Here is a 15260-nt window from a genome sequence, read left to right as displayed (position 1 = left end):
TTATGTTTGAACGTTTAAGGGAAGATGTAAACAGTGTGTTTCATCGTGATCCCGCAGCTCGTAACACCTTTGAGGTTCTGACGAATTATCCAGGACTTCATGCGCTCCTGTGCCACCGGTTTTCGCATTGGCTATGGAATCTGGGCCTGAAGTGGCTGGCGCGTACCTTCTCCACGCTTGCCCGTTGGCTTACCGGGATTGAAATTCACCCTGGTGCGACGATTGGCCGTCGCTTTTTCATCGATCACGGCATGGGTGTCGTTATTGGTGAAACCACGATCATTGGTGACGACGTGACGCTGTACCAGGGCGTAACTCTGGGCGGAACCAGCTGGAACAAAGGAAAACGACACCCGACGTTGGGCAATGGCGTTGTGGTGGGTGCTGGCGCCAAGATCCTGGGGCCCTTCGAAGTAGGAGAGGGTGCCAAGATCGGTTCCAACTCGGTGGTCACCAAAGCAGTACCCGCCGGAGCGACCGTAGTCGGGATTCCGGGCCGTGTGGTTGCCAAACGTAAAGACGAGGACAGTGACCGCCGTAAAGAAATGGAAGAGCGCATGGGCTTCGATGCTTACGGCGTTACCGAGGAAATGCCGGACCCGGTTGCCCGTGCCATGCGTAGCCTGCTGGACCACATGCATGTCGTGGATGACCGTATTGAAAACATGTGCAAGGCACTGAGAAAAGTTAACAGCGAGTATCAGAATGGTGAAATGCCGCCACTGCCGGAGGAGGACTTCGACTGCGTGCGGGATGACGAGCCCTCACAGAGGTGAATACTTGACTGAAATAGTGGGTCAATTCATACTCGGCTGAATTAAAGCCGAATCAATCCCTGACCGGGGCTGAGTTTATGAGACTGACCACCAAAGGCCGCTATGCGGTGACGGCAATGCTGGATCTGGCCCTCCACGGGGATCAGGGGCCGGTCAGTCTGGCCGATATATCTGCCCGGCAGGAGATTTCCCTATCCTATCTTGAGCAGCTGTTTTCCCGCCTGCGTCGTCACAAGCTAGTGACCAGTATCCGGGGACCTGGCGGTGGCTATCGCCTTAGCCGGGAACCAGACGGCGTCTTCATTGCTGAGGTGGTAGACGCGGTCAGCGAATCCCTGGATACCACTCGTTGCGGTAATAAGGGTGATTGCCAGAATGGCGAAAAATGTCTGACCCACCACCTGTGGTCTGATCTGAGCGACCAGATCCATCAGTTCCTGAGCGATATAAGCCTTGGCGATCTGATGAGGAAACGGGAAATTCAGGTGGTTGCCAGCCGGCAAAACAGGCGTCATTCCGAAGGTGATTCACAGACGATTAACACCGAGCGCCTCAGTGATCAGGCGCCGGCCTGAACGATTATCCTGAAACCCCTATGAAAAAACCCGTCTATATGGATTATGCGGCGACCACGCCCGTAGATCCCGTTGTTGCCGAAGAAATGTGTAAATACCTCACAATCGACGGCGTTTTCGGCAACCCCGCCTCCCGTACCCATGCTTATGGCTGGCAAGCCGAAGCCGCGGTAGAGGGAGCCCGTCGCCATGTGGCAAACCTTATACACGCTGATCCGCGAGAGATTGTCTGGACGTCCGGTGCCACCGAATCCGATAACCTGGCGATAAAGGGTGCCATTCCAGGCCGCGAGAACCCCCATATTGTAACGTCTGTTATTGAGCACAAGGCCGTTCTCGATACCTGTACCTGGCTTGAGAAGCAGGGTGTGAGTGTGACCTGGCTGGCTCCCGGTAGTGATGGTCGTATTGGGGTGGAGCAGGTCGAAAAGTCGCTTCGGGACAATACCGTTCTGGTGAGCCTGATGATGGTTAACAACGAGTTGGGTTGTCAGACCGATATCGCTTCGATTGGCGCCGCACTTCGGGATCGTGGGGTGTTGTTTCATGTGGATGCGGCCCAGGCCGCTGGTAAAACCGAAGTAGATGTCAGCTCTGCCCCGGTGGACCTGCTATCGCTTTCTGCTCACAAGGTATACGGTCCCAAAGGCGTTGGTGCGCTGTATGTCCGCCGTTCACCGGACGTGCGCATTGAGTCGCAGATTCATGGTGGCGGTCACGAGCGTGGTATGCGATCTGGTACGCTGCCTACGCACCAGATCGTGGGTATGGGCAAGGCGTTCGAACTCGCCAGTGAACAACTGGAGCAGGAAAAACAGATGCTGGAAGGCATCCGCAGTCGTTTTCTGGCGGGTCTGGACAGCCTGGAAGGCGTAACACTCAATGGCAGTGATTCACACCGGGTCCCCGGCATCGTGAATCTGTCGTTTGCAGGAGTAGATGCAGAGTCATTGATGCTGGGGTTGAGGAATCTGGCGGTTTCTTCCGGGTCGGCCTGCTCATCGGCGACGATTGAACCTTCGTTTGTATTGAAAGGCATTGGGCTGGACGATGAGCAAGCGCATCGCGCTCTCCGGTTCTCCTTCGGTCGCTTTTCCACAACCGAGGAAATTGACTTTGCAGCGACGCAAATCGTTGACGTTGTTAGCCGTCTCCGTTCAGTGCGGTAGGCAGTAGCCTCCGGACTGCGTATAATCCCAACCCTGAAATTTTTCTGAACCTGAATGGAGACAGATCATGGCAAACGAGCGCACGCTCTCGATTATCAAGCCCGACGCAGTCGCAAAAAATGTGATCGGCGAGATTTACACCCGTTTTGAAAAAGCGGGCCTGACCATTGTTGCCGCGAAGATGATGCATCTGACACAGGAGCAGGCAGAAGGCTTTTATGCCGAGCACAAGGAGCGGCCGTTTTTCAATGATCTGGTTGCTTTCATGACGTCTGGCCCGGTGATTGTTCAGGTTCTGGAAGGCGAAGGTGCTATCCTGAAAAATCGTGATCTGATGGGTGCTACCAACCCGAAGGAAGCAGACGCTGGCACCATTCGCGCCGACTTCGCGTCGTCCATCGATGCCAACGCCGTTCACGGTTCGGATTCAGCCGCGTCAGCCGAGCGTGAAATCGCGTACTTTTTCAATGACAGCGAGATCTGCCCGCGCGGTTGATTGAGCTGGCTCCCGGCCGGATTTTCCGGTCGGGATTGGTTATCTGATCGAGGTTATGAAATGACAGCTGTTGCTGAGAAAACCAACCTTCTGGGAATGCCGAAGGCCAAAATGGAGGCTTTCTTCGAATCCCTGGGGGAGAAGCGTTTCCGGGCAACGCAGGTGCTTCAGTGGATTCATCAGCGCGGTGCCGATGACTTCGATCAAATGACCAATATGAGTAAGGCGCTGCGGGAAAAACTGAAGAGCGTGGCAGAGATTCGCGGGCCGGAAGTGGTCTACGATGAATCGTCGAAAGACGGCACCCGCAAGTGGGTAATGCGCATGGACAACGGCAACAGTGTCGAGACTGTGCTGATTCCCGACGGCGAGCGCGGAACCCTGTGTGTTTCCTCCCAGATCGGCTGTAGTCTGGACTGCACCTTTTGCTCAACAGGAAAGCGCGGCTTCAACCGTAACCTGACCGCTGCCGAAATAATTGGTCAGGTCTGGGTGGCCCGCAAGGCTTTCATGCCTTTCGAACCAGGTCCCGACCGCCCGATTACCAATGTGGTGATGATGGGGATGGGCGAACCGCTGCTGAACTTTGATAACGTCGTTGACGCCATGAACCTGATGATGGAGGACCTGGCCTACGGTATCTCCAAGCGACGGGTTACGGTCAGCACTTCTGGCGTGGTTCCGGCGATCGACCGGCTGGGCGAGGTTACCGATGTTTCACTGGCCATTTCGCTTCATGCCCCCAATGATGAATTGCGTAACCAATTGGTGCCATTGAATAAAAAGTATCCGATTTCGGAATTGCTGGCCGCCACCCGTCGCTACCTGGCCCGTTTGCCGGACAAGCGCAAGGCGACCATCGAGTACACAGTGATTGAAGGGGTCAATGATCAACCGGAGCAAGCCAGGGAACTGGCCGTTGTATTGCGTGGTCTGCCGTGCAAGATCAATCTGATCCCCTTTAACCCCTTCCCGGAGAGCGATTTCCGGCGGCCGAGCATGAATGCCACCCGTCGGTTTCAAGCGGTTCTCAACGAGGCAGGCTATATTGCAACTGTCAGAACAACCCGTGGCGATGATATTGATGCAGCATGTGGCCAGCTTGTGGGCAAGGTGGAAGATCGGACGAAAAGAAGTCAGCGTTATATACAGGTGCACCAGGTCAGTCCATGAACCCGGGTGAGGTTTCACCCCTGATGATAAGAGGAAATGCCAACTGTGACATCTGAACCAGTAAACCGGGGCCGGGCGGCATTTGCCATGGTGTTGCTGGCAATGTTGGTCACAGGTTGTGTGACCAACACGGACAGCCGGTTCGCTCGTGAAGCCGACCGCGACAAAGCGGTCAGGAACTATGTTCAGCTGGCAACGGCTTACATTGGTCAGGATAATATCGATCGGGCCAGAAACCACCTTGATCGTGCGTTGGAGCTTTCGCCGGAGAATCCGGGTGCTCTGGCGGCCAAGGGACTGATCTATCAATCTGAGGGTGAACCCGAGCTGGCAGAGAGGTCGTTCAGGGAAGCCCTGCAAAATGATCCCGATTATACCCGCGGGCGAGTCTACTATGGGGCTTACCTGTATGGGCAGCGACGGTTTGAAGATGCCCGTGATCAGTTTCTCGCGGCGTCCAGGGACACCGGCTATGGTGAGAGAGCTTCGGTCTTTTTCAACCTGGGCCTGACCGAAGAAAGGATCGGCAACCTGGAGGGTGCGATTACTGCCTATCGACGGGCTGTTGAATTGTCCCGCGGCGATGCCAGATCGCTGCTCGCCCTGTCTCGTACGCTGGTGGAGTCCGGGAACTACCAGGCTGCATCCCGACATTACAGTCGGCTGGCGACTCTGATGCAACGAAACAAGAATCTTCGCCACTCCCCGGAGAGCCTCTACACGGGAATTCGTATTGCGAGCCATTTTGGTGATCGTGACCAAGCGTCCAGTCTGGGGCTGCAATTGAAGAACAATTTCCCGAACTCTGTGGAATACCAACAATACAGGGTGATGACCTCAAATGGACAGTGATGACACACAACAGCCAGTGGTGAATGAGCCCGCAGGCTATCAACTCAAGCGTGCGCGGGAACAAAAGGGGCTGAGTGTCTCTGCGGTAGCTGATGCCCAACACCTGCGCCCGGCAGTCATTCATGCCATTGAAGATGGTGATTATGGGCAGATCGACAGTGAACTGTTCCTGAAGGGGTATGTCAGAATCTATGCGCGCCAGGTGGACCTAGACCCGGATACCGTAATCGCGACTCTCGATAAGGAGCTGGAACCGCTACGCCAGGAGAAAGCCCAGGCGGAAGAGCTGAATCCACTGGTCGATATTGAGCGCCGCAGGCGTCAGAAGCGGCGGGTGGCAAAGCTCCTGTTCTTTATCCTGATTATCGGGATAGTGGCGTTTGTTGGCCTTCGTTTTGTCGACACCATGGATTCGGCTTCCGCTCCGGAAGAACCAGACAGCTCCGATACGGCGCCCGAGGTGAGCGAGCCGGCGGAGCAGGAGCCGGAACAAACAGAGCCCGAGCAAGCAGAGCCTGAAAGTAGCGAATCTTCCGAGGTCGTCAGTGGCACCAGTGAAGTGGCTGAGACAGTAGAGCCCGTGCAGTTGGACAACGAGCCGATGGTGGAAGAGTCGACTGTTGCAGAGGTAAGTCTACCGGCACCGTCTGCCGACGCTGGCGAGAGCCGCGTACCGGTGGTTACCAGTACTCCAGAGCCAGCGTTCGAGGAAAGTGCGCAGCCGGATGCCGCAGTTGGAAACGCTCGGTTGGAAATGACGTTCAGCGATGAATGCTGGGTTCAGGTAACAGACTCCGCCGGCAATCGTCTCGTGGGTTCCCTGCAGCAAAATGGCGACCGGATTGAAGTGTCCGGCAGGGTGCCGATTGACGTGATTGTAGGGGCCGTTGATGCCATCGATACAATACGTTTTGATGGTGATCCGGTAGATATGTCCGGTTTCCGGGTCGTCAACAACCGCGCAGAATTCACTCTGGATATCTGACAGTTACGAACACACTTTTCCGGTTGGCAGGCTATGATTCACGAATCTCCGATCAAAAGACGTAAATCCCGCCAGATAATGGTGGGTGATGTTCCTGTGGGTGGTGATGCTCCGATCGCTGTTCAGAGCATGACCAACACCAATACCTGTGATGTGGAAGCAACCGTCGGCCAGATCCGTGCGCTCCAGGAAGCCGGTGCTGATATTGTCAGGGTATCCGTGCCGTCCATGGATGCCGCGGAGGCTTTCGGTAAAATCCGGTCCATGGTATCCGTGCCACTGGTGGCGGATATCCACTTTGATCACCGCATTGCCCTGAGAGTTGCGGAGCTCGGTGTGGACTGCCTTCGGATCAACCCGGGTAACATTGGCCGTGATGACCGTGTCAGTGCGGTCATCAGCGCCGCCCGTGACCGTAATATCCCGATTCGCATCGGAGTGAATGCCGGTTCACTGGAGAAGGCTCTGCAACGCAAATATGGAGAGCCGACACCCGAGGCACTGGTGGAGTCGGCCATGCGTCATATCGACATTCTCGATAAGCACGATTTCCAGGACTTCAAGGTCAGCCTCAAGGCGTCTGAAGTGTTCATGACGGTGGCGGCGTATCGCCAGATTGCCTCACAAATTGAGCAGCCGCTTCATCTCGGTATCACAGAGGCGGGCGGTTTTCGTTCCGGTACCGTGAAATCTTCAATTGGCCTTGGCATGCTGCTGATGGATGGCATCGGCGATACCATCCGTGTATCTCTGGCTGCGGATCCGGTGCAGGAGATCAAAGTTGGCTTCGACATACTCAAGAGCCTTCGATTGCGCAGCCGTGGCATCAATTTTGTCGCCTGCCCGAGTTGTTCGCGTCAGAACTTCGATGTGATACAGACCATGAACGATCTGGAAGCCCGGCTGGAAGATGTCAACGAGTCGCTTGATGTTGCCATTATCGGTTGTATCGTCAACGGTCCTGGCGAGGCCAAGGTTGCAGATCTCGGCCTGACTGGCGGCAGCCCGAAAAACCTGTTCTACATGTCGGGCAAGCCGAATCAGAAACTTGATAACGCCAACCTGACCGACGACCTGGAGCGGCTGATTCGCGAAGAAGTTGCCCGTCGCAAGGAAAAAGAAGACGCGATCATTACCCGCTCGACTGACTGAGTGCAGATCGCCAAATCACTGAAACAGATAAGGTAGTAACTTGGCTAAGATCCAGGCAATTCGCGGGATGAACGATATCCTGCCAGAACAGACGCCGGTGTGGCAGTTTGTGGAAAGCACAGTCAGGCGAGTACTTTCGCAATACGGTTATCAGGAAATCCGTATGCCGGTGGTGGAACAGACCGACCTGTTCAAGCGCTCCATCGGAGAAGTGACGGACATTGTCGAGAAGGAGATGTACACCTTCGAAGATCGCAATGGCGACAGCCTGACCCTGCGTCCGGAAGGCACTGCAGGCTGCGTTCGCGCGGCTGAAGAGCATGGTCTGCTTTTCAACCAGACCCGGCGCCTGTGGTATACCGGCCCAATGTTCCGGCACGAGCGCCCGCAGAAAGGGCGTTATCGCCAGTTCCACCAGATCGGCGTGGAATGCTTTGGCATGAATGGCCCCGATATCGACGCAGAATTGCTGGTGCTGACGGCCCGACTCTGGCGCGAACTCGGATTGGGCGAGCATACCCGTCTGGAAATCAACTCCATTGGCACCTCTGCAGCCCGTCGTGAATACCGCGAGGCTCTGGTAGCCTACCTGTCGGGTTATCGTAACCAGCTGGATGAAGACAGCCAGCGCCGCCTTGAGTCCAATCCGCTGCGTATTCTGGACAGCAAACACTCTGCAACCCAGCAGCTTCTGGCGGATGCACCCAGATTGGAAGACTACCTCGATGAGGAGTCCGTAGAGCATTTCCGCGAGCTTCGTGCACTGCTGGATGCGGCTGGCATCGACTACACGGTAAATCCACGGCTGGTGCGTGGGCTGGATTACTACGGCAAAACCGTGTTTGAGTGGATTACCGACAGTCTTGGTGCACAAGGTACGGTATGCGCCGGGGGCCGTTATGATGGGCTCGTTGAGCAGTTGGGTGGTAAACCCACCTTTGCCGTGGGATTTGCCATGGGGCTTGAGCGCCTGATTCTGCTACTCGAAACCCTCAATCTGGTTCCATCCAGTGCCAACGGCAATGTGGATGTGTATGTGACCGCCATGGGCGGTGCAACAGTGGCGCCAGCGCTGGCACTGGGCGAATCACTGCGTTCTGTCTTGCCGGAAGCGCGAATCATGAGCCATTGTGGCGGCGGTAGTTTCAAGAGCCAGATGAAAAAAGCCGATCGCAGTGGTGCCCGTTATGCCCTGATTCTCGGCGAAAACGAACTGGCCGCGGGCACGGTGGGGTTGAAGCCCCTACGGTCGGATGAACCGCAGCAGGACGTTGACCAGACAGAGCTTGCGGGCGTACTGAAAGAATTGCTGGGCCGCTGATGGCCGACCGAACGGATACAGGCACAATAACCATTTATTACAGGAGTCATCATGGCTGAAATGCGCACTGAGGAAGAAACGGTCCAGGCAATCAAGGACTGGTGGAAGAACAACGGCAGCTCGCTCCTGATTGGCATCGCCGCGGCACTGGCCATCGTGTTTGGCTGGCAGGCCTGGCAGAACCATCAGATGCAGCAGCGCACCGAGGCTGCCTCCCAGTTTGCGGACCTGATCAATGCCTACAGCGATGAAAGTGATGATAACCGCGCCGAGACAGTGGCCTACGTGGCTGAGACGCTGCGGGAAGAATACAGCGACAGTGCATTCGCCATCTACGGTATGTTGATGCTGGCCCGACAGCAGATGATGGATCAGGGCGATGCAGAGGCGGCTATAGAGTCTCTTTCCTGGGCGCAGGAAAAAGCGGGTGAATCCGGCGCTCTGGCACTGGTGATCCGTAACCGGCTGGCCCGCGCGCTTTTTGCCGCCGAGCAATACGATGAAGCCCTCGCCATGGTCGAGAACGTGGATGACGCCGGCAGCTTCAGCGCCGTCTTCACTGAACTGAAAGGCGATATCCTGCTGGCACAGGGCAACCGCGACGGCGCCCGTGATGCCTATCTGGCAGCCAGAGATCAAAATCAGCAGGGACGCAGCGGCATCCTTGAACTCAAGCTATCGGATCTCGGCGTAGGGGAGGGAGCCTGATGCCCCTGATGTTCATAGGGCAGATGCGTTCCGTTCCTCTGATCAGCCTGCTGGTGGTGGCACTACTGGCCGGTTGCAGCACTTCGGATACCTTTGAGCAGCCCAAGCCAGTGCCCGAAATATCCGCCACTCTTGAGCTGGAAAGTGTCTGGACCATGAGTGTCGGTGATGGCCATGACGATAAATTCCTTTATCTGGCTCCTCTGAATGCCGGTGACATGCTCTATGCGGCATCGGCAGAAGGTGAGATCTGGGCCGTCGATCCGGAAAACGGTGCGGTAGCCTGGTATCAGGATCTGAACGAGGATATCAGTGCCGGCGTTGGTGGCGACCAGGGCAACCTCTACCTGATCACCCGCGATGCGCAGTTGAAAGCCCTCTCGCGAGAGGATGGTACCGAGCTATGGGAGCAGCCTCTGCCCAACGAAGCGCTGGCTTCGCCGCAATCGAATGGTCGTCTTGTGGTGGTTCAGACCATCGACGGCAAAGTCCTTGCCTTCAATACCAATGGTGGTGAAAAAGCGTGGCAATACGACAGCGATGTGCCGGTTCTGTCCATGCGGGCTGCCGCATCACCACTGGTGGGCGCAGATCTGGTTCTGGCTTCACTCGCCAACGGCAAACTGATGGCGATTTCTACCGAGTCCGGCCAACCGGTCTGGCAGTATGAAGTTGGCCAGCCCCAGGGTCGTACAGAACTGGAAAGACTGGTGGATGTTGCCGGAGAGCCGCTGATTCTTGAGAGTGCGGCCATGGTGGTTGGTTATCAGGGCAAGCTGGCTCTGGTTGACCTGCAAAGTGGTCAGGAAATATGGAGCCGGAGCGAATCTAGTCTGCAGTCTCCGATGATTGGTAATGGTAATATCTTTATTGCCGGCGCTGATGGCGATATTACTGCCTACCGTGGTTCTGATCGCCGCGAATTGTGGACGCAGGACAGGTTGTCGTGGCGCCAGCCTACCCAGCCCATCGTTTATGGCGACTATCTGCTTATCGGTGACTATGAGGGCTATATCCACATGCTGTCACTGGAAGACGGTAGCCTTCAGGGCCAGCTCGAGTTTGACGATGATGGCTTGCGTGTGCCTTTTCAGCGCCTGCAAAACGGAAACCTTCTGGTCTACGGCAATAGCGGTAGAATGTCGGTGTTAAAAATTCGGGAGCGCGACTGAGCGTTCCTTTCCGGCCATATCGCTGTGAAGCGCTGGCCCTGCTTACTGTGTAGCGAAAGTTTATGACCCCTGTAATTGCACTTGTCGGGCGTCCCAACGTCGGCAAGTCGACACTGTTTAACCAGATGACGCGATCCCGGGATGCGCTTGTAGCGGATTTCCCCGGCCTCACCCGTGACCGTAAATACGGTGAGGGCAACTACGAGGGCCAGCGGTTTATTGTTATCGATACCGGTGGTCTTACCGGTGGCGAGGAGGGCCTTGATGCTGAGATGGCCCGTCAGTCGATGCAGGCGGTTGAAGAGGCAGATATTGTGCTGTTCATGGTGGACGGCAAGAGTGGCCTTAATGGTGGTGATGAGCTTATCGCCGATCACCTGCGTAAAACCGGCAAACGGGCACACCTGGTGGTCAACAAGACTGACGGCCAGGACCCGGATATTGCAGCATCCGATTTCCACGGACTTGGTTTTCAGTCTACCTTCCTGATCGCGGCCTCCCACAACCGGGGCATTCGTTCGATGCTTGAGGAATTGCTGCCCTCGGAAGAGGAGCGGGAGGCTCAGGACAGGGCGGATCGCTACCCCGGCATCCGGATCGGTATTGTCGGGCGCCCGAATGTGGGCAAATCAACTCTGGTTAACCGCATGCTGGGTGAAGACCGGGTTGTGGTGTTCGACATGCCCGGCACTACCAGGGACAGCGTTTACATCCCTTATGAGAGGATGGACCACCAGTACACGCTGATCGATACGGCCGGCGTACGTCGTCGCAAAAATGTCAGTGAGACGGTGGAGAAGTTTTCCATCATCAAGACGCTGCAGGCAATTGATGATGCCCACGTGGTCATTCTGGTTATCGATGCTCGGGAAGGACTGGTAGACCAGGATCTACACCTGATTGGTTTTGTACTGGATGCAGGCCGTTCCCTGGTGATCGCGGTCAATAAATGGGATGGCATGGACCCGGAAGACAAGGCTAAGGTGAAGGAACAGGTTCAGCGTCGCCTGGATTTTCTCGATTACGCCGACAAGCATTATATTTCCGCACTTCACGGCTCCGGGGTCGGCGTGATGTACGAGTCGGTTCATGACTGTTATGAATCCGCGATGGCTAAGTGGCCTACTAATCGCCTGACAGCCATTCTACAGGATGCAACTGCACAGCATCAGCCCCCGTTGGTTCAGGGGCGCCGTATCAAGCTACGTTACGCCCACCAGGGCGGTTCCAACCCGCCGGTCATAGTGGTGCACGGCAACCAGACGGATTCGCTGCCGGGTGCTTACAAGCGTTATCTGGAGAACACTTTCCGCAAGGTTCTGAAGGTAAGCGGCTCACCCATCCGCTTTGAGTTCCGCTCCAGCGAGAACCCGTTTGCCAACAAGGTCAGCCGGCTGACGCCCCGCCAGAAGGTCAAGCAAGACAATGACATCAAGAAAGGCCGGCCGGTAAAAAAGAAAGCGAGAATGAAGAGCAAGAAACGCTGAGCCTGCCAGGGCGCCAGGGCAGGGCTGATCCGTTAGATAAGCCCTGCATCCTCTACCTGTTTGGCCTGTACCGCGGTGAGAGCAATGGTAAAGACAATGTCTTCCACCAGGGCACCGCGTGAAAGGTCATTCACCGGTTTTCTCAGGCCCTGAAGCATGGGGCCGATACTCACCACGTTGGCGCTACGCTGGACGGCCTTGTAGGTGGTATTGCCGGTATTCAGATCCGGGAAGATAAACACCGTGGCCTTGCCAGCAACCTTGCTGTTCGGCGCCTTGCTTCTGGCAACGCTTTCTATGGCAGCGGCGTCGTATTGCAGAGGGCCATCAATCAGCAGGTCAGGGCGCCTTTCCCGGGCGATCCTGGTGGCTTCCCGCACCTTCTCCACGTCTTTGCCGCTGCCTGATTCACCGGTGCTGTAACTGATCATGGCCACCACCGGTTCAATACCGAAGGCCTCTGCGGAACCGGCACTCTGGATTGCGATATCCGCCAGCTCCTCCGCGTTCGGGTCGGGATTGATGGCGCAATCACCGTAGACCACCACCTGCTGCGGCAGCAGCATGAAGAAAACCGATGATACCACCTTCGCTTGGTCGTGGGTTTTGATCAGCTGCATCGCCGGGCGCACCGTGTTGGCGGTGGTATGCACGGCACCGGATACCAGACCGTCGGCCTTGTCTTCAGCGACCATCATCGTGCCGAGAACCACATTGTCTTCCAGCATTGCCTCAGCCAAATCGGGGGCCAGACCTTTGTGCTGTCTGAGTTTCACCATGGGTTCTATGTAGTCTCCACGAACCTCGGCGGGATTGACCACTTCCATGTCATCAGGCAATTCCAGCCCCTGGGAGCGGGCCACGTTGGCGATATCGTTACGATCTCCCAGCATGATGCAGTGAGCCAGTTTGCGCTGGTGGCAGATAATTGCGGCCTGCACCGTGCGCGGCTCATTACCCTCCGGCAGCACAATGCGTTTGGCTGCTGACCTGGCCCGCTCTGATAGCAGATAACGGAAAGCCGGAGGTGATAACCGGCTCTGGCGTTCTACCTTCAGATGTTCTCTTAGCCACTCGGCATCGATACGGGTTGCAACTGCCTCCATGGCCTTTTCGATCCGCCCCGGATCATCCACCGGAATGGCAGAGGAAAGGTTGGCGAGCCGGTGCGCTGTCTCATAGGTGTTGGTTTCGGCTTTCATTACCGGAAGCCCGGTTTCCAGTGCTCGGCGACAGAGGTCGATGACCCGGTCGTCGGGCATCAAACCGCCGGTAAGCATTATGCCGGCCAGGGGAACGCCAGTGAGTGCGGCAACGGCGGTGGTCACGATGATGTCCTCCCGGTCTCCGGGGGTGACCATAAGAGTGCCAGGTTTCAGGGTATCCACCATATTGCGAATGGTGCGGGCACTGACGGTTACCTTCTGCACACGACGGCTATGCATTTCCCCTTCGTGAAGCACTTCCGAATTCATTTCACGAACAATGTCCGATACCCGTGGCGCCATTAGTTCCGGTTGCCAGGGGATGACTGCCAGCAGGCGGTAGCGGCCCTCACTGAAGACCCTGCAGGCCTGGCCATAATCAATCGTTTCTTCAGTGACCCGGGAATTCACCCTTGGGGTAAACTCCGACTTTTCAGGCTCTCCCACTTTATTGAGAACGACGCCGATTACTTCAGGGTCGGCGGGGCTGGAGAACAGCCGGGCATAGAAATCCAGTTCTTCGTCCAGGGTTTTCGGATCGGTTCTGCCGGGGGTACTGACCAGAACAACTTCCGAGCCGAGATTGCGGGCGACTTCCACATTCAGCCTGGCAATATAGGCCTCGGTACGATCTGGCACCAAGCCTTCAATAATGACCACATCAACGGTTTTGGCGACTTTCTGGTACTCGCCAACAATGGTTTCAAGCAGCTCGTTGGCCTTGCCGGTATTGAGAAGGTTTTGAGCCTCCTTCAGGCTCATGGGCTCGGGAGGTTCGAGGTGACTGCGAGCGCGAACGAACGCTACGGAGGTGTCTTCACCACGATTGTGATGGGCTTCGCCTTCGTGGACTGATTGGCGAAACGGCTTGTAGAACCCCACGCTGACACCCACCCGTTCAAGGGCGCGCAGCAACCCCAGGCACACGGATGTCAGGCCGGAATTCATGGAGGTTGGCGCAATGTAGAGGTTTTTTGCCATCAAAGGCTCCCTGCGTTGGTTCGCGGTTTGCCAGCCATTTCCAGGGCTTCACTGGCAATCACAAGTTCTTCGTTGGTGGGTATGACCAGAACACGAAAACGGCTGTCGGCGCCCTCGATCTGCCCATCGCTGATGCAGCCATGTTGATTGTTCAGCTCATCGTCAATGGTGAACCCGAACAGTCTCAGCTGAGCCAGTGTTTTCTTGCGCACCAGGGTGCTGTTTTCGCCGATGCCGCCGGTAAAGACAAGTGCATCGAGTTGGTCAAGGGAGGTCATCATGGCACCTATGTAGCGGGCAAGCCTGAAGCAGAAGACATCAATGGCAATGTGCGACGGTTCGTGGCCGTGATCCGCCAGTTCGCAAAGGGAGCGCATGTCGTTAGTCTGGCCGGAGAGTCCGAGCAGGCCACTGTCGTTGTTCAGGATTCGATGAACTTCCTGCGCGGCTACACCCTTGTTGGCCAGAAAATCAAACAGGCCGGGGTCAACATCGCCACTGCGAGTGCCCATCACAAGACCTTCCAGGGGGGTCAGGCCCATACTGGTATCCACACTGTTACCGTCACGAATGGCCGTAATGCTGCAGCCATTGCCCAAATGGGCCGAAATAATGGAGGTAGTGGCGGGCGTCTTGCCCAGAATGCGGGCGGCTTCCCTGGTCATGAATTGGTGGCTGGTGCCGTGAAAGCCGTAACGCCGGACGCCCCATTCTTTGTATAAGCTTAATGGAACAGCATAGAGATAAGCTTTCTGAGGCAGGGTCTGGTGGAAGGCGGTATCAAATACTGCCACCTGGGGGATGCCAGGGAACAGGGCTGTGGTCGCATCGATTCCTGCCAGGTTTACAGGATTGTGCAGCGGTGCCAAGCTGGCGCAGTCTTTTATGGCAGCTAGTACGTCATCGTTGATGAGCGCGGCTTCGCGAAAGGTTTCGCCGCCATGGACGACCCGATGTCCGATTGCAGCGGGTGCTTCATCAAGCAGTCCAGCGTCCTGCAACACAGCCACCAGGGTATCAAGCGCCTCCTTGTGGTTTGCTGCGTTGGCCAGCCTGATTTTCTCCGCGCGGCCTTTGACCGTGGCGAAGGCATCCTTTTTGCCAAGCCGTTCAGCCAGACCGCTGGCCAGTTTATTCAGCTGTTCATCAAACAGGGCAATTTTGAGCGACGAACTGCCACAATTGACGACAAGGATCGTTCCTTTCAT

The 15260-nt window shown here is 56.3% G+C and carries 14 protein-coding genes; 12 read left to right on the top strand and 2 right to left on the bottom strand.

Annotated elements, in window-relative coordinates; all coding sequences use genetic code 11:
- Positions 1-2: 2 nt before the first annotated feature.
- From cysE to der, 12 genes are all read left to right on the top strand, one after another.
- Complete coding sequence (gene cysE / locus M8010_RS12885; RefSeq protein ID WP_250091763.1) at positions 3-776, top strand: serine O-acetyltransferase; 774 nt, start codon at positions 3-5, stop codon at positions 774-776.
- Positions 777-853: 77 nt separating this feature from the next.
- The gene (gene iscR, locus M8010_RS12880) at positions 854-1351 is read left to right on the top strand and encodes a Fe-S cluster assembly transcriptional regulator IscR (RefSeq protein WP_250091761.1); all 498 of its coding nucleotides are present in this window, start codon (positions 854-856) and stop codon (positions 1349-1351) included.
- 20 nt (positions 1352-1371) lie between these two features.
- Positions 1372-2520 (top strand): IscS subfamily cysteine desulfurase, encoded by a 1149-nt coding sequence (locus tag M8010_RS12875; protein WP_250091760.1) that lies wholly within the window; start codon positions 1372-1374, stop codon positions 2518-2520.
- A gap of 67 nt (positions 2521-2587) precedes the next feature.
- Positions 2588-3016: a nucleoside-diphosphate kinase gene (ndk, locus tag M8010_RS12870; RefSeq protein WP_250091758.1), complete on the top strand. Its 429-nt coding sequence runs from the start codon at positions 2588-2590 to the stop codon at positions 3014-3016.
- A 60-nt stretch (positions 3017-3076) separates the two neighbouring features.
- Positions 3077-4189 carry a dual-specificity RNA methyltransferase RlmN gene (rlmN, locus tag M8010_RS12865; RefSeq protein ID WP_250091756.1) on the top strand — a complete coding sequence of 371 codons (1113 nt, stop codon included), beginning with the start codon at positions 3077-3079 and terminating at the stop codon, positions 4187-4189.
- Between the two features lie 87 nt (positions 4190-4276).
- Positions 4277-5041, top strand: coding sequence for a type IV pilus biogenesis/stability protein PilW (gene pilW, locus M8010_RS12860; protein ID WP_250091847.1), 765 nt, complete (start codon positions 4277-4279; stop codon positions 5039-5041).
- Positions 5031-6026, top strand: coding sequence for a RodZ domain-containing protein (locus M8010_RS12855; RefSeq protein ID WP_250091754.1), 996 nt, complete (start codon positions 5031-5033; stop codon positions 6024-6026). Before pilW ends, M8010_RS12855 begins: the two co-directional genes overlap by 11 nt.
- Before the next feature lie 33 nt (positions 6027-6059).
- A complete protein-coding gene (gene ispG, locus M8010_RS12850) occupies positions 6060-7178 on the top strand; it encodes a flavodoxin-dependent (E)-4-hydroxy-3-methylbut-2-enyl-diphosphate synthase (protein ID WP_250091752.1) in 1119 nt (372 codons plus the stop codon).
- Between the two features lie 40 nt (positions 7179-7218).
- Entirely contained in the window at positions 7219-8499 is a 1281-nt protein-coding gene (hisS, locus tag M8010_RS12845) for a histidine--tRNA ligase (protein WP_250091750.1), read from the top strand.
- A gap of 51 nt (positions 8500-8550) precedes the next feature.
- Positions 8551-9207, top strand: coding sequence for a YfgM family protein (locus tag M8010_RS12840; RefSeq protein ID WP_250091748.1), 657 nt, complete (start codon positions 8551-8553; stop codon positions 9205-9207).
- Positions 9207-10379, top strand: coding sequence for an outer membrane protein assembly factor BamB (bamB, locus tag M8010_RS12835; protein WP_502846218.1), 1173 nt, complete (start codon positions 9207-9209; stop codon positions 10377-10379). Before M8010_RS12840 ends, bamB begins: the two co-directional genes overlap by 1 nt.
- Positions 10380-10441: 62 nt before the next feature.
- A complete protein-coding gene (gene der, locus M8010_RS12830; RefSeq protein ID WP_250091746.1) occupies positions 10442-11866 on the top strand; it encodes a ribosome biogenesis GTPase Der in 1425 nt (474 codons plus the stop codon).
- Positions 11867-11898: 32 nt separating this feature from the next.
- Here der and pta read toward each other — a convergent pair whose 3' ends face one another.
- Together pta and M8010_RS12820 are read right to left on the bottom strand one after the other, a co-directional pair.
- Entirely contained in the window at positions 11899-14052 is a 2154-nt protein-coding gene (pta, locus tag M8010_RS12825) for a phosphate acetyltransferase (protein WP_250091743.1), read from the bottom strand.
- On the bottom strand, positions 14052-15260 hold the full coding sequence (locus M8010_RS12820) for an acetate/propionate family kinase (protein WP_250091742.1): 1209 nt from the start codon (positions 15258-15260) through the stop codon (positions 14052-14054). Before M8010_RS12820 ends, pta begins: the two co-directional genes overlap by 1 nt.

This window comes from Marinobacter sp. ATCH36, assembly GCF_023555055.1.
Classification (GTDB): domain Bacteria; phylum Pseudomonadota; class Gammaproteobacteria; order Pseudomonadales; family Oleiphilaceae; genus Marinobacter.
This window is presented reverse-complemented; position numbering and strand designations above follow the sequence as displayed.